We start from the raw sequence: 18,663 nt of genomic DNA on the forward strand, positions 1-18,663 counted from the left end.
GATCACCGTAACCTTATTGTCCATATACAGGAGAAGGTTATGACAGAACTCACCTTGCAGAATCATCGTCGTACAATGTGGCATTTTATACCGGGGCTCGCTCTGAGCGCCGTCATTACAGGAGTCGCCCTGTGGGGCGGCGCTATCCCTGCCGTTGCAGGCGCGGGGTTCAGCGCCCTGACCCTGGCTATCCTGCTGGGTATGGTTATCGGGAATACCGTCTATCCACAAATATGGAAACAATGCGACGGCGGCGTGCTGTTTGCAAAACAACATTTACTGCGTTTAGGGATTATCCTTTACGGCTTCCGCCTTACCTTTTCACAAATCGCCGACGTGGGTATTAGCGGTATTGTGATTGACGTATTAACGCTTTCCAGCACGTTCATGCTGGCCTGCTTCTTAGGCCAAAAAGTCTTTGGTCTGGACAGGCATACCAGCTGGCTGATTGGCGCCGGTAGCAGTATCTGCGGCGCGGCGGCGGTACTGGCGACAGAACCGGTGGTAAAAGCGGAAGCCAGTAAGGTTACTGTAGCCGTCGCGACTGTCGTTATTTTCGGCACCATCGCTATTTTCCTTTATCCGGCAATGTATCCGCTGCTGGCGCACTGGTTCAGCCCGGAAACTTACGGCATCTATATCGGCTCAACCATGCATGAAGTCGCGCAAGTGGTCGCCGCGGGTCATGCCGTTAGCCCGGATGCGGAAAATGCGGCAGTTATCGCTAAGATGCTGCGTGTCATGATGCTGGCGCCGTTCCTGATCATTCTGGCGGCACGCGTTAAACAGCTTTCACCGGCGACCGGCGCGGAAAAAAGCAAAATTACCATTCCGTGGTTTGCTATTTTCTTCATCGTAGTGGCGATCTTCAACTCTTTCCACCTGCTGCCGAAAGCCGTGGTGGATATGCTGGTGACGCTGGACACGGTGCTGCTGGCGATGGCGATGGCGGCGTTGGGTCTGACCACTCACGTTAGCGCATTGAAAAAAGCGGGGGCGAAACCGCTGCTGATGGCGCTGGCATTATTCGCCTGGCTGATTATTGGCGGTGGCGCCATTAACGTCCTAATCCATAGCCTTATCGCATAAATTATTACGTTTCACGCCTGTTAACCCGTTATCATAGCGTTCGTAATGAACCGTTAGCGGGTTTAACAGGAGTCTTTTATGAAATACATCGGAGCGCACGTCAGCGCTGCTGGCGGTCTGGCTAACGCCCCTGCCCGCGCGGCTGAAATTGGCGCAACGGCCTTTGCGCTTTTCACAAAAAACCAGCGTCAGTGGCGTGCCGCCCCCCTTACTCCCCAGGTCATTGATGACTTTAAAATCGCCTGTGAAAAGTATCATTTCTCGGCGGCGCAAATTCTTCCCCACGATAGTTACCTGATTAATCTGGGCCATCCGGTCAGTGAAGCGCTGGAAAAATCACGCGATGCCTTTCTCGATGAAATGCAGCGCTGTGAACAACTCGGCTTAACCTTGCTTAATTTTCATCCCGGTAGCCATCTGATGCAGATTGCACAGGAGGATTGCCTGGCGCGGATCGCGGAATCCATCAATATCGCCCTCGCGCAGACCGAGGGCGTTACGGCGGTTATCGAAAATACAGCCGGTCAGGGCAGTAATCTGGGGTTTGAGTTTGAACAGTTAGCCGCCATCATCGACGGCGTGGAAGATAAGTCGCGCGTTGGCGTCTGTATCGATACCTGCCATGCCTTTGCCGCCGGATACGATCTGCGTACGCCAGAGGCGTGCGAAAAAACATTCGCCGAATTCGGGAAAATTGTCGGATTTCAGTATTTGCGCGGAATGCACCTGAACGACGCCAAAAGCGCCTTCGGTAGCCGCGTTGACCGCCATCACAGTCTGGGTGAAGGCAATATCGGCCACGATGCGTTTCGTTGGATTATGCAGGATGCGCGTTTTGACGGTATTCCGCTGATACTGGAGACCATCAATCCTGATATCTGGGCGGAAGAGATTGCGTGGTTAAAAGCCCAGCAAATTGCCGAAGCGGTGGCCTGACGCTCAATGTTCTTCAGGCAATAAAAAAGGCAGAGCGCGCTCTGCCTTTTTTAGCGTGTTTCTCTTACGCCGCTTTTGCCGCGACTTCCGTCTCCGGACGTTTCAGGACGGCATAAGCCAGCCCTGCCACCAGCGTACCGGCCACAATTGCCAGCAGGTATCCCAATACCGGCGTAATTGCGCCTGGGATAAGCAGAACAAACAGACCGCCATGCGGCGCCATCAATTTTGCGCCTACCGCCATAGAAATAGCCCCGGTCAACGCGCCGCCAACGATACAGCACGGCAGTACACGCATCGGGTCGCGCGCCGCAAACGGAATAGCGCCTTCAGTGATAAAGCACAGCCCCAGCACCAACGCCGCTTTACCGCCTTCCTGCTGCGCTTTGTCGAACTTACGACGCGCCACCATCGTCGCCAGACCCAGCGCTAACGGCGGTACCATACCTGCGGCCATGATCGCCGCCATCGGCGCGTAAGTTTGCGTACTCAGCAGACCAACGCCAAACGCATACGCCGCTTTGTTCACCGGGCCGCCCATGTCGGTACACATCATCCCGCCGAGAATCGCGCCCAGCAGCACCGCGTTTGCCGTCCCCATGGTTTGCAACCAGTGGGTGAGCCCTTCCAGAATCCCGGCAACCGGTTTACCGATCAGGTAAATCATCGCCAGCCCCACCACCAGACTGGAAATTAACGGGATGATCAGGATTGGCTTCAGCGCTTCCATACTTTGCGGAAGTTTCAGTTTGGTACTGATAAGCTTCGCCATATACCCGGCAAGGAAGCCGGCAATGATCCCGCCGATAAAACCGGAACCGGTGCTAACCGCCAGCATACCGCCAATCAGACCTGGCGTAAGGCCTGGGCGATCCGCGATGGAGAAAGCGATATAACCCGCCAGTACCGGCACCATCAGCGCAAACGCCGAACCGCCGCCAATCTGCATCAGCGCCGCCGCCAGCGTGTCCGGCACCTTAAAGGCTTCAATACCAAAGGCGAAGGAAAGCGCAATACACAGTCCCCCGGCAACCACCATAGGCAGCATGTAAGAAACGCCCGTCAACAGATGCCGGTATGCGCCAGCGCTCTCTTTCTTCCCTTCGGTCGCCGCTTGCGATGCCTTACCCGCCGGTTGATACGGCGTCGCTTCCGCTACGGCTTTATCCAGCTCCTGCGCTGTCTTTTTCAGCGCCAGGCCGGTCGACGTGCGGTACATCGGGAGACCGGCAAACTTCGCCAGATCCACTTCGATATCCGCCGCCACAATCACTAAATCCGCTTCCGCCACCTCTTCCGGGGTGATGGCATTGCCGGCCCCCACGGAGCCGCGCGTTTCGACTTTTACCCACCAGCCGCGTTTTTTCGCTTCTGTTTCAATGGCTTCAGCCGCCATAAAAGTATGAGCGACGCCGGTCGGGCAGGCCGTTACCGCGACCACGCGTTTCGGACCGCCGCTCGCCGCAGGAGCAGCCGCAGCAGGGGCGCTGTAAGGGGTCGCATGGCTTTTGGCTTCACTCAGAAACAGTTCCGGATGCGCAACGGCGCGACCAATATCCCCCAGCCAAACCTTTTTGCCGTTCAGAGCATTGTCGTTCGGCAGAGATTCGCCCAACACGATCGCCAGCTCAGCATCATTCGGATTATCGATAATTTCCAGATTTGCTTTATGCGCCGCCGCTCCAAGCAGGGTTTTCGCCATGTAAGCGCGAGCCTGGCCGAGATTAGCGTCAATTATCAGCAGCGTTTTCATTATGCCTCTCCTGCTGTCAGTTAAACGGTTGTAAGTCGACACGCGCCATCATTGCGGCCAACTGAGGACGATCGGTAATACCCACATTGCTCTGGCTGACCGCCAGCGCGGCAACCGCCGTCGCCAGACGCAGCGTATGTTCGCTGGACTCGCGCATCAGCAGGCCGTAAATCAATCCGCCAACCATGGAATCGCCTGCGCCGACGGTACTTACCACGTCAACCGCCGGTGGTTTAGCGATCCATTCTCCTGAGGCGTTAACCCACAGCGCGCCTTCCGCCCCCAGCGAAATCACCACATGAGCGATACCCTGTTCGCGTAACGCGTGCGCCGCATCAATTACATCTTTCATTTCCGGGAGCTTACGACCCGCCCAAATTTCCAGTTCGCGGCGATTCGGTTTCACCAGCCACGGCGCAGCTTTAAGACCGGCGACTAACGCTTCACGGCTACTATCAAAGATAATGCATGGACACTGGCTGCGCAGACGCGTCATCCAGTCGGTGAACGCTTCCGGACTCACGCCAGCCGGTAAGCTACCGCTGACGCAGACCATATCGAACTGGCCCAGCCAGCTCAGGGAGTCGTTAACAAAGCGTTCCCAGTCTGCGGGGGTCACGTCAAAGCCGGAAAAGTTGAAGTCGGTCACTTCGCCATCTTTTTCCGTCAGCTTCACGTTGATGCGGGTCCGGCCCTGAACCACCTGAAAGCGGTTAGCGATGCCCAGTTCGCTGAACAATTGCTGAAAACCGTCCTGGTTATCTTTACCGAGAAAACCGCCGACGGTGACGTCGATGCCTAAGTCTTTCAGCACCTTGGCAACGTTAATGCCTTTGCCCGCCGCGTGCAGACCCGTGGTTTTCACCAGGTTCACTTCGCCGCGTTCGATTTCAGGGCAAAACCCAACCAGATCGTAAGCCGGATTAAGGGTAATGGTGGCGACACGCCTGCTCATTATGCGCCCTCCCCGAGACCGGCGGCGATCGCATCGCCAATCGCTTTCAGCGCCTGTTCAGCATCTTCACCCTGCGCGGTAAAGCGCAGACGATGGCCTTTCTTCACGCCTAATGCCACCACTTTCATCAGACTACGTCCGTTTGCCGGTTTGCCGGTTCCATCAAGGTTTGTCACGGTAATTTCACTGTTAAATTGTTTAATCGTATTCACCAGCATGGTGCCCGGACGGGCATGGAGACCATGCTCATTACGCACTACAAATTCCGCGCTCAGTACGTCATCCGTCAGCGCATCATCACTGGTCAGCAACGCCAGCAGCGTCGCGGCGTCAGCGCTCAGCAGACGATCGGCTTTATTGTTCAGCAACAGGTCGCCGAGGCGTTTTAGCACGGCAATCGGCTGCTCGTCGTTCATCGCGACAGTGACTAATAAGGCTGCTTTTTCACCCTCTACGTCAAACGCCTGGGTCGCGCGGCTTACCGCAACAGCACTGCGCAAATTGCCTTCCGCGCTGTCGTTCAGCCAGATGCCTTGTCCCAGATTCATCGGACTATCGTTAATCGTTTTTGCGACGAACGCCGCATCAACCGCTCCCGCCTCTTTCAGACGCGCCGCATTTAGCGCCTGCAATGTGACCAGCGAGCTGGCGATGACATCCAGCGTCATCGTCTCGTTATCAAGTTTTAATTGTTCACTTTGCTTCTCGCCCATCAGCAATGCGCGCAGCTCTTCCGCCGTTGTCGCGGATTTCAGCTGTTCAGCCACGGAGTCATCGCTCAGCACATGCGTCAGCTGACGCAGCAGGCCAAGGTGTTCGTCCGAACTGGCGGCAATACCAATCGCCACGTAGGCGACCTGGCCTTCTCCCCAGATAACGCCCTGCGGAAATTGAAAGACCTGGACGCCGGTTTTCAGCACCTGATCGCGCGTGTCTGTTGTGCCATGGGGAATCGCAATACCATTGCCAAGAAAGGTCGAGGTTTGCTGTTCGCGCGCCAGCATACCGTCAACATAGCCGCCCGCCACATTCCCCGCCTGCGCTAACGCGGCGGCGATTTGCCGAATGGCCTCTTCTTTATTTCCGGCCTGCTCGCCCGGATGAATGTCCTGAACCGATAACTGGAACATGTGTCTCCTCTCCTGCTGAATTGAAACGATTCAGCCACTATGAGAAAAAAAGCGCCAATCTGAGTTATCAAAAAAACCAGATCGCGCTGAAACGTTTCAAGAAGTCTGGATCTTTCTGCTTCAGCACGCAAGAAAAGTTACCGGTTTTGTAGCAATTTTTTGAGGTGAAGCACATTTTTTCTCCAACAGACCCTCAATAGCTGACGCATAAAAGGCTTCAGCTTTTTTCTTTCAGCTTGCGTCAGCACCCCCCTGGTAACAAACTGGAATGCTATTTTGATTTTTCGTGTCGATTTTGATTCAGACGCCTGTTTATTTTCTGACGGGCAGCGTAAACTCCGCCTCTCTTCACACCACTGATATAGAAACATGCACAACAGTCCCGCCGCCGCTGCGCCTAAATCGTTTGACCTGGCGTCTACCGCCTTTTTGATCGTCGCTTTTCTCACCGGTATTGCCGGTGCGCTACAGGCGCCGACGCTCAGTATTTTTCTGACGGATGAGGTTCACGCCCGTCCCGGCATGGTGGGATTCTTTTTTACCGGCAGCGCGGTTATCGGCATTATCGTGAGCCAGTTTCTGGCGGGTCGCTCAGATAAAAAAGGCGATCGCAAAAAACTGATCGTTTTCTGTTGCGTGCTGGGCATGTTGGCCTGCGTGTTGTTTGCCTGGAACCGCAACTACTTTATTTTGCTGTTCATCGGCGTCTTTCTCAGTAGCTTCGGCTCTACCGCCAACCCGCAGATGTTTGCGCTGGCCCGAGAACATGCCGATCGTACAGGTCGTGAAGCGGTGATGTTCAGCTCAATCCTCCGCGCCCAGGTCTCGTTGGCCTGGGTCATTGGGCCGCCGCTGGCCTATGCGCTGGCGATGGGTTTTAGCTTTACGGTGATGTATTTGAGCGCGGCGGTAGCTTTTATCGTCTGCGGCGTCATGGTGTGGTTCTTTTTACCGTCAATGCGCAAAGATGCGCCGCTGGCGACCGGCACGCTGGAAGCACCGCGTCGTAATCGCCGTGATACGCTGTTGCTGTTTGTCATCTGTACGTTAATGTGGGGAACTAACAGCCTGTATATCATTAATATGCCGCTGTTTATCATCAATGAGCTGCATCTTCCGGAAAAACTTGCAGGCGTGATGATGGGCACCGCCGCCGGGCTGGAGATTCCCACAATGCTGATTGCAGGTTACTTCGCCAAACGGTTGGGAAAACGCCTGTTAATGTGCATCGCCGTTGTCGCCGGACTGTGCTTTTATGCGGGTATGTTGCTGGCGCACGCGCCGGCAACGTTGCTCGGCTTGCAGTTGCTGAACGCGATTTACATCGGCATTCTTGGCGGGATTGGCATGCTCTATTTTCAGGATCTCATGCCAGGCCAGGCGGGTTCAGCCACCACGCTGTATACCAATACCATTCGCGTCGGCTGGATCATTGCCGGTTCGTTGGCGGGAATCGCCGCAGAAATCTGGAATTATCATGCGGTCTTCTGGTTTGCGTTAGTTATGATTGTCGCCACCATGTTCTGCCTGGCGCGTATTAAAGATGTTTAACTTGCAAGCCTGATACTTTTACTCTTCGACACATTTCAGCGCAGAGTTTATCTCTGCGCAATGTTCATGCGCGGTCATTCATTGTCTTTTTCTCAATACGATATTCTGTTAGCGCCCTCGTACATAAAAGACCGGTTATTGAGAAAATTACGCCCATCAGCCCGCAAAGGACCAGCACCAGCCGCATCTTATATTTTGGTGTAACAGCAACATCTATCACTTCAATGTTAGCATTATTTTTAACCGCCTCCGACAACAATGATAGCTTTGCATATGTTTCCGTTTGTAACATATTTTTATGCACGCTATAACGTTTAATGTCACCGTCATCGATATACCATGCTGCCATTTTATCGACACTATTTTTCAGGGTGGAAATAATATTATTGACACTTTCTTCCCTCCCCTGCGCCTTAAAAATGACAAGCTGTTTTTTCGCGTCAAAACTTATTTTATTTTTATAGTCCGTAGGCAAGAAATGGCTAAACTGGTTAAGGATAACCGTTGTTTTACATTGAATATCATTAGTATAGCCACATAACGCATAGGTAGCAGGCGTATCCAGATTAGGTTTGATTGTCATACTCACAACCTTTGTATCATGCTGCACGCTCACAAAAACATAGCCAATGGCAACAAAAATAAAGGTAGCGATCATGATACTTAGCCATTTTCTTATAAGGAATAAGGAAACGTCGACTAAATCAATTTCACTATTTTCTCCCCGCATTTCACATCCCTTTTAAAACGCTAATAGTCAACCCGAATACTGAAATAACAAAAAGCGACACCAGCGTAAAAATAAACGCCCTGGCTGCGAACGTATATTTCTTCATAAGATAAAACCCACACATAAGAATTCGAGTATTTTAAAGGAAAATAACAATACATTCACACTGGTTATATCGATCGGTAAATACATCAATGATAGATATAAACTATCAAATTCATGATATCGATCGTTATAAATAATTAAAATCGATCAAAATTCCTCTTTTTAATAGATAAAAACTATCATATAAATAAAATTGATCGTTTTTGTTTTATGTGACGGTTCATTCGGTACACGTTCAGGCACCAACGGGGTTGAGCGGCGACATCTACCGCTTCAGAAGCCACGAAATAAGGGAATCATGTATTACGCTATTTAATGGTAAAAGGAGGTAATTTGAGGCGCAGCTTTTGCAGACTATTTCGGGATATAACGTAAGCCCCTGCACGTTTATCAAAAACGGCATAGCTCATGGTAAGGTTTTCTGTTCGAGTTCCAGCAAATAAATAATGGCCTCTTCCCGGGTCGTTAAACACATGTCCCCTGTCGGTTGCAAACCAGAGCACACTTTTGGGCGTAAAGGCGAGCCAAAGATAAGGCACAAGTTATCTTCCGAAAGCTGCACGCATCTGGTATTCATCGGCTTGCCATTCGGCATTCCGGGTATCGGCGACGAAATTGAAGGCGCAATACAGCAAGCGCCACAACCGCTACGACAGTCCATGCTCAGCCCCTCTATTTATAACCAAATGAAAGATAACAGAATTTGTCCAAAGAAAAATCCAGATTTAAAATGTGGACGTCATCATGATCAGGCCTGCCCTCAGACATTCCGAAGACAAGGCTGGAAACAGAAGGGACAACACAGCACACTTCCCCCTCCGGGCGACATGCCATCGCGTATTCTCGTTGAATGCGGGGCGGAAAGCGGGCGAACAGTATCACCTTTTTTGCACCAGCAAAAGTGACAATTCCACTTGCCTGGACGGCCCGGCGCGAGTAGTTTTACGCGATATTTTAGATAATCTCTACAACAGGATCTCCTCGATGCCAAGAGCGAACGAAATCAAAAAAGGTATGGTACTGAACTACAACGGCAAATTGCTGATTGTGAAAGATATCGACATTCAGTCGCCTACCGCCCGTGGCGCCGCCACACTGTATAAAATGCGTTTTTCTGATGTCCGCACCGGTCTGAAAGTGGAAGAACGTTTCAAAGGCGACGATATCGTTGATACCGTCACCCTGAGCCGTCGCGGCGTTGACTTTTCTTATGTCGATGGCAACGAATACGTGTTCATGGATAAAGAAGACTATACGCCGTATACCTTCACCAAAGATCAGATTGAAGAAGAGTTGCTGTTTATGCCTGAAGGCGGAATGCCGGATATGCAGGTTCTGACCTGGGACGGCCAACTGCTGGCGCTAGAGCTTCCGCAGACCGTGGATCTGGAAATCGTCGAAACCGCGCCGGGTATTAAAGGGGCGTCCGCCAGCGCACGTAACAAACCCGCGACATTAAGCACCGGTCTGGTGATTCAGGTTCCTGAATACCTGAGCGCAGGTGAGAAAATCCGCATTCATATCGAAGAGCGCCGTTATATGGGGCGCGCGGATTAAGTTTCGCATTTTTCGGCTGCGCCCCAGGGCGCAGTCTGACCCTTTTCTTTATTGATTGTTCTGCACCAGGCAAGAGAAACGTTAAAAATTTAACATTTTCTGCTCTTAAGATGGCAGAAGCACGACTTCGTCAACTCAGCGCTTCTCTTTTTCACGTTTATTCGCCAGGATTATTAAAAGTTGTTATGTTGTATCAATATTCTGGAGCTGACGTGACCAAAACCAATCTTATTACTGGATTTCTCGGTAGCGGAAAAACCACCTCTATCCTTCATTTATTAGCCCATAAAGATCCGGCTGAAAAGTGGGCCGTCCTGGTCAATGAATTTGGCGAAGTGGGTATTGACGGCGCACTGCTTGCCGACAGCGGCGCACTGCTAAAAGAGATCCCCGGCGGCTGCATGTGCTGCGTCAATGGATTGCCTATGCAGGTGGGGCTCAACACGCTGCTACGCCAGGGCAAACCTGACCGGTTGCTGATTGAACCAACCGGACTGGGGCACCCAAAACAGATTCTGGATTTATTAACTGCGCCGGTTTATGAGCCGTGGATTGATTTACGCGCCACGCTCTGCATCCTGGACCCTCGCCTGCTACTGGACCAACAGAGCGTCGCCAATGAAAATTTCCGCGATCAGCTCGCCTCAGCCGATATTATCATCGCCAATAAGACCGATCGCGCCACGGCGCAGAGCGATGCCGCCCTGCAACAGTGGTGGCGACAGTACGGCGGCGATCGCCAACTGATTCATGCCGAACATGGACAGATAGACGGTAAGCTTCTTGATTTACCACGACAAAATCTGGCGGAACTGCCGGCCAGCGCCGCGCATTCTCACACTCATGCCAGTAAAAAAGGACTCGCCGCGCTAAATCTGCCCGCCCAGCAGCGCTGGCGACGCAGCCTTAATAGCGGACAGGGTCATCAGGCCTGCGGCTGGATTTTCGATGCCGATACCGTGTTTGACACCATTGGCCTCCTCGAATGGGCTCGTCTGGCGCCGGTGGGCCGGGTGAAAGGCGTTATGCGCATACAAGAGGGGCTGGTACGCATCAATCGCCAGGGCGATGACCTGCACATCGAAACACAGAGTGTCGCGCCGCCGGACAGCCGGGTTGAACTTATCTCAAACACAGAAACCGACTGGAATACGTTACAGACGGCCTTGTTGAAGCTTCGTTTAGCGACGCACGCGTAAGGTTGCCACCGTTTAAAAACTATGGCGAAATGACGATGAAAACCCGCTATTCCTTGATAATTCTGCTTAATGCCGCCGGTCTGGCGCTGTTTTTGTCATGGTATCTTCCCGTCAATCACGGTTTCTGGTTCACCATTGATTCCGGCATATTCCACTTCTTTAACCAGAAACTGGTGGAAAGCCACGCGTTCCTCTGGTGGGTCGCTATTACCAATAATCGGGCGTTTGACGGCTGTTCGCTGCTGGCGATGGGCGGACTGATGCTCAGTTTCTGGCTAAAAGAAAACGCATCGGGCCGGCGGCGCATTGTGATAATCGGATTGGTCATGCTGCTAACAGCGGTGGTGCTTAACCAACTCGGTCAGGCGCTGATCCCCGTCAAGCGCGCCAGCCCAACGCTCTCTTTTGAGCATATTTATCGCGTCAGCGAGTTGCTGCATATCCCGACAAAAGACGCGTCAAAAGACAGTTTCCCAGGCGATCACGGTATGATGCTGCTGATATTTTCCGCCTTTATGCTGCGTTATTTCGGCAAAACGGCGGGGATTATCGCCCTTATTATATTTGTGGTTTTCGCGTTTCCGCGCGTTATGATTGGCGCTCACTGGTTCACCGATATTGTGGTCGGGTCACTCACGGTTATTTTGATTGGCCTCCCCTGGTGGCTGATGACCCCGCTCAGCGACCGGGCGATAGCGCTTTTTGAGAATTATCTTCCGGGCGGGAATAAACAAATTTTAAACAAATAACCCATGTAATTAACATTACCTTCAGCGATAGTTTTACATCGTTGAAGGTAATTTATGATGATATTCCCCCAGCCCATCATTTTTCGGTCATATTATTCCTGTGCAAAATGAACAGGTTGCACGATTTTTAAACGATTTGCGCTTAATTTGACCCGTGCTGATAGCTCACTTTTCGTATCATAAATTCTTATAAAAAATCACGCGAAATCGCTCGCAATGACAGCAACAATCGGGTAATCTCAAACTCGTTTTGCCTCGCCAGATAATTATTCTCATTGCGAATAAATTTGTGCGTTCCGCCACAGATTTGTGCACAAAGAATTGTCTCAAGCTGTGCAGGTAATTAGTCTCATCACGTTTGGCATTTTTATAACGATATTTATCGTTAAGGACTTCAAGGGAAAACAAACAACATGGTCAAATCTCAACCGATTTTGAGATATATTTTGCGCGGGATTCCTGCGATTGCAGTTGCGGTTCTGCTTTCTGCTTGTAGCACAACCACCAATACCGCAAAGAATATGCATTCTGAGACGCATGCTGTGGGCAATAGCGATAGCTCTTCACTGCAAGCCTCTCAGGATGAATTTGAAAATATGGTGCGTAACCTCGACGTTAAGTCGCGGATTATGGATCAGTATGCTGACTGGAAAGGCGTGCGTTACCGCCTGGGCGGCAGCACTAAGAAAGGCGTCGACTGTTCCAGCTTTGTACAGCGCACCTTCCGTGAACAGTTTGGTTTAGAGCTTCCGCGTTCAACCTATGAACAGCAGGAAATGGGCAAAGCGGTTTCACGCAATAACCTGCGTACGGGCGATCTGGTTCTGTTCCGCGCCGGTTCCACTGGTCGCCATGTCGGTATTTATATCGGCAATAACCAGTTTGTCCATGCGTCTACCAGTAGCGGCGTCATTATCTCCAGTATGAACGAACCGTACTGGAAAAAACGCTACAATGAAGCGCGTCGAGTTCTGAGCCGCAGTTAATCTTCATCAGGCAGCACCTCCCTTGGCTTACCTGATGAGACGACATAAAAAGCACTGCTTCAGCAGTGCTTTTGCTTATTATCCCTTCTGAACCCGTTTTACCGAATAGCGACGTGTGGCCTCTTATCCAGCCTACAACACACGAACATAGGCCTGATAAACATAGCGCCATCAGACATTCAGGTCGTTTCCGCCAACGACTACTGCGACAATACGCTTTCCTGCGCATCACAGAAAAGCATGACTATCCGGGGTAATCCAGGCTATAGTCTTATAAATCAACCAGTTTAACCGGCATCCGCCTTTTCAGGTCACACCAGGAATTATGCTTACACGCGACTCCTCTTCCGGTCGGAAAATCCTGCTTACCTGTATCATTACGGGGATAGCGGCAGCATTACTTATTGGTAGCCTGCAATTTTTCCTGTCGTGGCATAAACGGGATGTTAAATACAATACGCTCCTTTCTGATGTACAACATTACCTGGCCAGCTATTTCGCCGACCTGAAAGCCACCACCGATATTCTTCAGCCGTTGACGATCAACACCTGTCAGCAGGTTGGCGCAGAACTCACCTCAAGAGCCGCTTTTAGCCTTAATGTCCGCGCCTTCTTATTGATTAAAGATAAAAAAGTGTTCTGCTCTTCCGCCACTGGCGCCATGAATATGCCGCTTCAGCAACTGGTACCGGATATAGATATCCGCAAAGACGTTGCTATGGCGATTCTGCCCGGCACGCCAATGATGCCCAACAAACCGACAATGGTGATTTGGTATCGAAACCCATTATTAAATGACAGCGGCGTATTCACATCGCTGAATATTAACCTGACGCCCTACTTACTCTATACCACGCGCCAGGACGATTTTAACGGCATCGCGCTGATTGTCGGCAATACCGCGCTGTCGACCTTTTCTTCGCGTCTGCTGACCGTCGCGGAGCTGCCGGGCACGCCATCACGACAGGCAACTATCAACGGCCTGCCGCTTAAAATACAGCTTTATGCCGATAGCTGGACCTACAATGACTTGTGGTATGCGTTGATGCTGGGCTGCATTAGCGGCATCGTAGCGGGGTTTATCTGTTACTTTATCTATGCCCTCCGGACGCGACCGGGCAAAGAGATTTTAACGGCGATCAAACACGAGCAGTTTTATGTGGTTTATCAGCCCGTCGTCGATACTCGTACGCTGAGCGTCACCGGGCTTGAAGTCTTACTGCGCTGGCGTCACCCTACGGCAGGCGAGATTCCGCCGGATGCCTTTATCCACTATGCCGAAGCGCAACAACTTATCGTACCGTTAACGCAGCATCTGTTCGAGCTGATCGCCCGCGACGCTCCCACGCTACAGAAGGTGATGCCCGTCGGTGCCAAATTTGGCATTAACATCGCGCCGGAACATCTGCACAGCGACAGTTTTAAAGAGGATATGCTCCGGCTCAGGGACGCCCTGCCCGCGCACCATTTTCATATCGTGCTGGAAATCACTGAACGCGATATGCTTCAGCAGTACGAAGCGGCCAAACTGTTCGAATGGCTGCATTCCGCCGGGTTTGAAATCGCTATAGATGATTTCGGTACAGGCCATAGCGCTCTGATTTATCTGGAGCGATTTACTTTAGATTATCTGAAAATCGATCGCGGCTTTATCCAGGCGATCGGCACGGAAACCGTCACGTCGCCGGTTCTGGATACCGTGCTGACGCTCTCCAGACGCCTGAATATGCTGACGGTGGCCGAGGGCGTTGAAACGCCGGAGCAGGCCCGTTGGCTACGCGATCACGGTGTTAATTACTTGCAGGGGTACTGGATTAGCCGTCCTTTACCCCTAAAAGATTTCGTGCTGTGGATGTCGGCGCCTTCCGTGCCTGAATGGTAGTCCCCTTACGGTTTTAACGGATTCACATCAGACGCAACGTCACTTATTATTCAGCGAAACGCCTGCCGGTTTGCAGCGGGCAATACGATAAGGAAACCGCCTTCAGATGATTGCGCGCGTAATGCTTCTGCTTGTCGCACTGGTTAGCGCTGGCGCCCAGGCCCAGGAAATCAAAGAAAGCTACGCTTTCGCCGTACTCGGCGAACCTAAGTATGCTTTTAACTTTGATCACTTTGATTATGTGAATCCTGCTGCGCCGAAAGGCGGTCAGATGACGCTTTCCGCCATTGGTACGTTCGATAATTTCAATCGCTATTCGCTGCGCGGCAATCCCGGCGTACGTACCGAAGCCCTTTACGATACGCTTTTTACCACATCGGATGATGAACCCGGAAGCTATTACCCGCTGATTGCCGACCATGCCCGCTATGCCGCCGACTATTCCTGGGTGGAAATCTCGATTAATCCCCGCGCTCGTTTTCACGATGGCACGCCCATTACCGCCCGCGATGTGGCCTTTACCTTTCATAAGTTTATGACCGAAGGCGTACCGCAGTTCCGTCTGGTCTATAAAGGTACTACCGTGAAGGCGATTGCGCCTTTAACCGTGCGAATTGAGCTGGCGAAGCCTGGTAAAGAAGACATGCTTAGTCTGTTTTCACTACCGATCATGCCCGAAAAATTCTGGAAAAATCACAAACTCAGCGATCCGCTTTCAACGCCGCCCTTAGCCAGCGGGCCATACCGGATTACTCAGTGGAAAATGGGCCAGTACATTGTCTATTCACGCGTCAAAAACTACTGGGCGGCTAATCTGCCGGTCAATCGTGGACGCTTTAACCTCGACACTATCCGCTACGATTACTACCTTGATGATAATGTCGCTTTCGAGGCGTTTAAAGCGGGCGCATTTGATCTACGGCTGGAAAACGACGCTAAAAACTGGGCAACGCGCTACATCGGTAAAAATTTCGATAATCATTACATCATTAAAGAAGAGCAGAAAAACGAGTCGGCGCAGGACACACGCTGGCTGGCCTTTAACATTCAGCGCCCGGTATTTAAAGACCGGCGGGTACGTGAAGCCGTCACCCTGGCCTTCGATTTTGAGTGGATGAATAAAGCGCTGTTCTATAATGCCTGGAGCCGAACCAACAGTTACTTCCAGAATACCGAGTACGCCGCCAGAAATTATCCTGACGCCGATGAGCTGGTATTACTCGCGCCGATGAAAAAAGATCTTCCTCCTGAAGTCTTCACTCAGATCTATCAGCCGCCGGTCTCTAACGGCGACGGCTACGATCGCGAAAATCTTCTTAAAGCTGACGCCTTGTTGACGCAGGCCGGATGGGTGATCAACGGACAGCAACGGGTCAATAGCGTCACCGGTAAGCCTCTGACGTTTGAACTTCTCCTTCCTGCCAGCAGTAATAGCCAGTGGGTTCTACCCTTCCAGCATAATCTTCAGCGTCTGGGCATTACGATGACTATCCGTCAGGTTGATAATTCTCAGCTCACCAACCGGATGCGCAGCCGCGACTATGACATGATGCCGAGGCTATGGCGGGCGATGCCCTGGCCCAGCTCCGATCTACAAATCTCATGGGCGTCGGAATACATTGACTCCAGTTATAACGCTCCCGGCGTACAAAGCCCGGTGGTGGATAAACTGATCGCGCAAATTATCGCAGCGCAGGGTGATAAAGCGAAACTGGTGCCGCTGGGACGGGCGCTGGATCGCGTGCTGACCTGGAACTATTACATGCTGCCGATGTGGTATATGGCGCAAGACAGGCTCGCCTGGTGGGATAAATTCTCCCATCCGGCGATTCGCCCGGTATATACCATCGGGTTAGATACCTGGTGGTATGATGTCAACAAAGCCGCCAAACTACCGGCAGCCAGGAGGTAGTAAGAATCAATGGGCGCCTATCTTATCCGCCGTCTGTTACTGGTGATCCCCACGCTATGGGCCATTATTACCATTAACTTTTTTATCGTGCAGATCGCTCCCGGCGGCCCTGTCGATCAGGCGATTGCCGCGATTGAATTTGGTCAGGGCGGCGCGTTGCCCGGTGCCAGCGGCGAAGGCGTTCGCGCCAGTCATGCGCAAACCGGCGTCGGCAATATCAGCGACAGCCATTATCGCGGCGGCCGCGGACTCGATCCGGAGGTGATCGCGGAGATCACCCATCGCTACGGCTTCGACAAACCGCTGCATGAGCGTTATTTCAAGATGCTACGGGACTATCTCTCTTTTGACTTCGGCGACAGTCTGTTTCGCAGCGCATCCGTACTAACGCTGATCAAAGATAGCCTTCCCGTCTCCATTACCCTGGGATTATGGAGCACGCTGATTATTTATCTGGTGTCTATCCCGCTGGGGATCCGCAAAGCCGTCCATAACGGCAGTCGCTTTGATGTGTGGAGCAGCGCGTTTATCATTATTGGTTATGCGATCCCCGCCTTTCTGTTCGCTATTTTATTAATCGTCTTTTTTGCCGGCGGCAGCTACTACGATATCTTTCCGCTACGTGGCCTGGTCTCCCCCAACTTTGACACGTTACCGTGGTACCAGAAAATCACCGATTATTTGTGGCATATTACGCTACCGGTGTTGGCGACCGTCATCGGCGGTTTTGCCGCCCTGACGATGCTGACGAAAAATTCGTTTCTCGACGAGGTGCGTAAACAGTATGTCGTTACCGCTCGCGCTAAAGGCGTGAGTGAAAAAAACATTCTCTGGAAACATGTTTTTCGTAACGCCATGCTGCTGGTGATCGCCGGGTTTCCCGCCACTTTTATCAGTATGTTTTTCACCGGCTCGTTGCTAATTGAAGTCATGTTCTCGCTCAACGGCCTGGGGCTGCTGGGTTATGAAGCAACCGTTTCGCGCGACTATCCGGTGATGTTCGGCACGCTTTATATCTTTACCCTGATTGGCTTATTACTGAATATCCTGAGCGATATCAGCTATACGCTGGTCGATCCACGCATTGATTTTGAGGGACGATAATGCCGCGATTAAGCCCGGTCAATCAGGCCCGCTGGGCGCGTTTCCGCCATAATCGCCGGGGCTACTGGTCACTATGGATTTTCCTGGTAGTGTTCAGCCTGAGCTTATGCGCGGAACTGATTGCTAACGATAAGCCATTGCTGGTGCGCTATGAAGGCCAGTGGTATTTTCCGCTGGTAAAAAATTACAGCGAGCGCGATTTCGGCGGCCCGCTGGCGACAACGGCAGACTATCAGGACCCCTGGCTACAACGGCAGCTTGAGAATCGGGGCTGGGTGTTGTGGGCCCCCGTACGCTTTGGCGCCAATACCATTAATTTTGCCACCACGCAGCCTTTCCCCTCCCCGCCTTCGGCGAAAAACTGGCTGGGCACCGATGCGAATGGCGGCGACGTTTTCGCCCGCATCCTGTACGGCACCCGCATTTCTATTTTATTCGGTCTGATGTTAACGATTTGCTCCAGCGTCATGGGCGTACTGGCGGGCGCGCTACAGGGCTATTATGGCGGCAAAGTCGATTTATGGGGACAACGTCTCATCGAAGTCTGGTCGGGGATGCCGACCCTGTTTCTGATTATTTTACTTTCCAGCGTAGTGCAGCCTAACTTCTGGTGGCTGCTGGCCATAACCGTACTGTTTGGCTGGATGAGTCTGGTGGGCGTGGTGCGCGCCGAATTTTTACGGACCCGCAATTTTGACTATATCCGCGCCGCGCAGGCGCTTGGCGTCAGCGATCGTGACATTATCCTGCGCCATATGTTGCCTAATGCGATGGTCGCTACCCTGACATTTTTACCGTTCATTTTATGTAGTTCCATCACCACCCTGACGTCGCTGGATTTTCTGGGATTTGGTCTGCCGCTTGGCTCCCCTTCTCTCGGCGAACTTCTTTTACAGGGGAAAAACAACTTACAGGCTCCCTGGCTGGGGATCGCCGCCTTTCTGTCTGTCGCCATTCTGCTATCGCTGCTGATTTTTATCGGCGAAGCGGTACGCGACGCCTTTGATCCTGCTAAGGCGGTATAA

At 52.0% G+C, this 18,663-nt stretch carries 17 protein-coding genes; 11 read left to right on the forward strand and 6 right to left on the reverse strand.

The window, feature by feature from the left end:
• Positions 1–39: 39 nt before the first annotated feature.
• A complete protein-coding gene (locus ACLD4F_RS06340) occupies positions 40–1,089 on the forward strand; it encodes a YeiH family protein (RefSeq protein WP_000137966.1) in 1,050 nt (349 codons plus the stop codon).
• A gap of 78 nt (positions 1,090–1,167) precedes the next feature.
• The gene (gene nfo, locus ACLD4F_RS06345) at positions 1,168–2,025 is read left to right on the forward strand and encodes a deoxyribonuclease IV (protein WP_000873906.1); all 858 of its coding nucleotides are present in this window, start codon (positions 1,168–1,170) and stop codon (positions 2,023–2,025) included.
• A 64-nt stretch (positions 2,026–2,089) separates the two neighbouring features.
• Here the strand turns inward: nfo and fruA are convergent, their stop codons facing one another.
• From fruA to fruB, 3 genes are read right to left on the reverse strand one after another with little or no spacing between them, the layout of a single operon-like run.
• Positions 2,090–3,778 carry a PTS fructose transporter subunit IIBC gene (gene fruA / locus ACLD4F_RS06350; RefSeq protein ID WP_000854408.1) on the reverse strand — a complete coding sequence of 563 codons (1,689 nt, stop codon included), beginning with the start codon at positions 3,776–3,778 and terminating at the stop codon, positions 2,090–2,092.
• Between the two features lie 16 nt (positions 3,779–3,794).
• On the reverse strand, positions 3,795–4,733 hold the full coding sequence (gene fruK, locus ACLD4F_RS06355; RefSeq protein ID WP_000091249.1) for a 1-phosphofructokinase: 939 nt from the start codon (positions 4,731–4,733) through the stop codon (positions 3,795–3,797).
• Positions 4,733–5,863, reverse strand: coding sequence for a fused PTS fructose transporter subunit IIA/HPr protein (gene fruB, locus ACLD4F_RS06360; RefSeq protein WP_000487280.1), 1,131 nt, complete (start codon positions 5,861–5,863; stop codon positions 4,733–4,735). The genes fruK and fruB overlap by 1 nt, the downstream gene beginning before the upstream one ends.
• A 369-nt stretch (positions 5,864–6,232) precedes the next feature.
• Between fruB and setB the strand changes: the two genes are divergently transcribed.
• Positions 6,233–7,414 (forward strand): sugar efflux transporter SetB, encoded by a 1,182-nt coding sequence (setB, locus tag ACLD4F_RS06365; RefSeq protein WP_020899020.1) that lies wholly within the window; start codon positions 6,233–6,235, stop codon positions 7,412–7,414.
• 64 nt (positions 7,415–7,478) lie between these two features.
• Here the strand turns inward: setB and ACLD4F_RS06370 are convergent, their stop codons facing one another.
• From ACLD4F_RS06370 to ACLD4F_RS06380, 3 genes are all read right to left on the reverse strand, one after another.
• On the reverse strand, positions 7,479–8,144 hold the full coding sequence (locus ACLD4F_RS06370) for a GNVR domain-containing protein (protein ID WP_411010735.1): 666 nt from the start codon (positions 8,142–8,144) through the stop codon (positions 7,479–7,481).
• A gap of 1 nt (position 8,145) precedes the next feature.
• Entirely contained in the window at positions 8,146–8,268 is a 123-nt protein-coding gene (locus tag ACLD4F_RS06375; protein ID WP_411010736.1) for a hypothetical protein, read from the reverse strand.
• 387 nt (positions 8,269–8,655) lie between these two features.
• Entirely contained in the window at positions 8,656–8,910 is a 255-nt protein-coding gene (locus ACLD4F_RS06380; protein WP_001523448.1) for a YkgJ family cysteine cluster protein, read from the reverse strand.
• Between the two features lie 323 nt (positions 8,911–9,233).
• Between ACLD4F_RS06380 and yeiP the strand changes: the two genes are divergently transcribed.
• The 8 genes from yeiP (at position 9,234) to ACLD4F_RS06420 (ending at position 18,663) form a co-directional block, all read left to right on the forward strand.
• Positions 9,234–9,806: an elongation factor P-like protein YeiP gene (gene yeiP / locus ACLD4F_RS06385; RefSeq protein ID WP_001136822.1), complete on the forward strand. Its 573-nt coding sequence runs from the start codon at positions 9,234–9,236 to the stop codon at positions 9,804–9,806.
• Between the two features lie 212 nt (positions 9,807–10,018).
• The gene (locus ACLD4F_RS06390) at positions 10,019–11,005 is read left to right on the forward strand and encodes a CobW family GTP-binding protein (protein ID WP_000169350.1); all 987 of its coding nucleotides are present in this window, start codon (positions 10,019–10,021) and stop codon (positions 11,003–11,005) included.
• 29 nt (positions 11,006–11,034) lie between these two features.
• Positions 11,035–11,754 (forward strand): phosphatase PAP2 family protein, encoded by a 720-nt coding sequence (locus tag ACLD4F_RS06395; protein ID WP_000178095.1) that lies wholly within the window; start codon positions 11,035–11,037, stop codon positions 11,752–11,754.
• A 413-nt stretch (positions 11,755–12,167) separates the two neighbouring features.
• The gene (mepS, locus tag ACLD4F_RS06400) at positions 12,168–12,740 is read left to right on the forward strand and encodes a bifunctional murein DD-endopeptidase/murein LD-carboxypeptidase (RefSeq protein WP_000241015.1); all 573 of its coding nucleotides are present in this window, start codon (positions 12,168–12,170) and stop codon (positions 12,738–12,740) included.
• A gap of 325 nt (positions 12,741–13,065) precedes the next feature.
• The gene (locus ACLD4F_RS06405; RefSeq protein ID WP_061372118.1) at positions 13,066–14,622 is read left to right on the forward strand and encodes a cyclic di-GMP phosphodiesterase; all 1,557 of its coding nucleotides are present in this window, start codon (positions 13,066–13,068) and stop codon (positions 14,620–14,622) included.
• Between the two features lie 106 nt (positions 14,623–14,728).
• Entirely contained in the window at positions 14,729–16,534 is a 1,806-nt protein-coding gene (locus tag ACLD4F_RS06410; RefSeq protein WP_000561742.1) for an extracellular solute-binding protein, read from the forward strand.
• Between the two features lie 9 nt (positions 16,535–16,543).
• Positions 16,544–17,638: a microcin C ABC transporter permease YejB gene (locus tag ACLD4F_RS06415; protein WP_000501625.1), complete on the forward strand. Its 1,095-nt coding sequence runs from the start codon at positions 16,544–16,546 to the stop codon at positions 17,636–17,638.
• Positions 17,638–18,663 (forward strand): ABC transporter permease, encoded by a 1,026-nt coding sequence (locus ACLD4F_RS06420; RefSeq protein WP_001137761.1) that lies wholly within the window; start codon positions 17,638–17,640, stop codon positions 18,661–18,663. The genes ACLD4F_RS06415 and ACLD4F_RS06420 overlap by 1 nt, the downstream gene beginning before the upstream one ends.

The sequence above is a fragment of the Salmonella sp. 741265050_HSA genome (assembly GCF_046569445.1).
Lineage (GTDB): Bacteria > Pseudomonadota > Gammaproteobacteria > Enterobacterales > Enterobacteriaceae > Salmonella > Salmonella enterica.

What these genes read in the sequence shown, in the direction of transcription:
- fruK (WP_000091249.1), bottom strand. Translation starts at nt 4,733, where the DNA reads ATGAGCAGGCGTGTCGCCACCATTACCCTTAATCCGGCTTACGATCTG.
- ACLD4F_RS06420 (WP_001137761.1), top strand. Translation starts at nt 17,638, where the DNA reads ATGCCGCGATTAAGCCCGGTCAATCAGGCCCGCTGGGCGCGTTTCCGC.
- ACLD4F_RS06395 (WP_000178095.1), top strand. Translation starts at nt 11,035, where the DNA reads ATGACGATGAAAACCCGCTATTCCTTGATAATTCTGCTTAATGCCGCC.
- yeiP (WP_001136822.1), top strand. Translation starts at nt 9,234, where the DNA reads ATGCCAAGAGCGAACGAAATCAAAAAAGGTATGGTACTGAACTACAAC.
- nfo (WP_000873906.1), top strand. Translation starts at nt 1,168, where the DNA reads ATGAAATACATCGGAGCGCACGTCAGCGCTGCTGGCGGTCTGGCTAAC.
- ACLD4F_RS06410 (WP_000561742.1), top strand. Translation starts at nt 14,729, where the DNA reads ATGATTGCGCGCGTAATGCTTCTGCTTGTCGCACTGGTTAGCGCTGGC.
- fruB (WP_000487280.1), bottom strand. Translation starts at nt 5,863, where the DNA reads ATGTTCCAGTTATCGGTTCAGGACATTCATCCGGGCGAGCAGGCCGGA.
- ACLD4F_RS06375 (WP_411010736.1), bottom strand. Translation starts at nt 8,268, where the DNA reads ATGTGTGGGTTTTATCTTATGAAGAAATATACGTTCGCAGCCAGGGCG.
- ACLD4F_RS06370 (WP_411010735.1), bottom strand. Translation starts at nt 8,144, where the DNA reads ATGCGGGGAGAAAATAGTGAAATTGATTTAGTCGACGTTTCCTTATTC.
- ACLD4F_RS06415 (WP_000501625.1), top strand. Translation starts at nt 16,544, where the DNA reads ATGGGCGCCTATCTTATCCGCCGTCTGTTACTGGTGATCCCCACGCTA.
- fruA (WP_000854408.1), bottom strand. Translation starts at nt 3,778, where the DNA reads ATGAAAACGCTGCTGATAATTGACGCTAATCTCGGCCAGGCTCGCGCT.
- ACLD4F_RS06405 (WP_061372118.1), top strand. Translation starts at nt 13,066, where the DNA reads ATGCTTACACGCGACTCCTCTTCCGGTCGGAAAATCCTGCTTACCTGT.
- mepS (WP_000241015.1), top strand. Translation starts at nt 12,168, where the DNA reads ATGGTCAAATCTCAACCGATTTTGAGATATATTTTGCGCGGGATTCCT.
- setB (WP_020899020.1), top strand. Translation starts at nt 6,233, where the DNA reads ATGCACAACAGTCCCGCCGCCGCTGCGCCTAAATCGTTTGACCTGGCG.
- ACLD4F_RS06380 (WP_001523448.1), bottom strand. Translation starts at nt 8,910, where the DNA reads ATGGACTGTCGTAGCGGTTGTGGCGCTTGCTGTATTGCGCCTTCAATT.
- ACLD4F_RS06340 (WP_000137966.1), top strand. Translation starts at nt 40, where the DNA reads ATGACAGAACTCACCTTGCAGAATCATCGTCGTACAATGTGGCATTTT.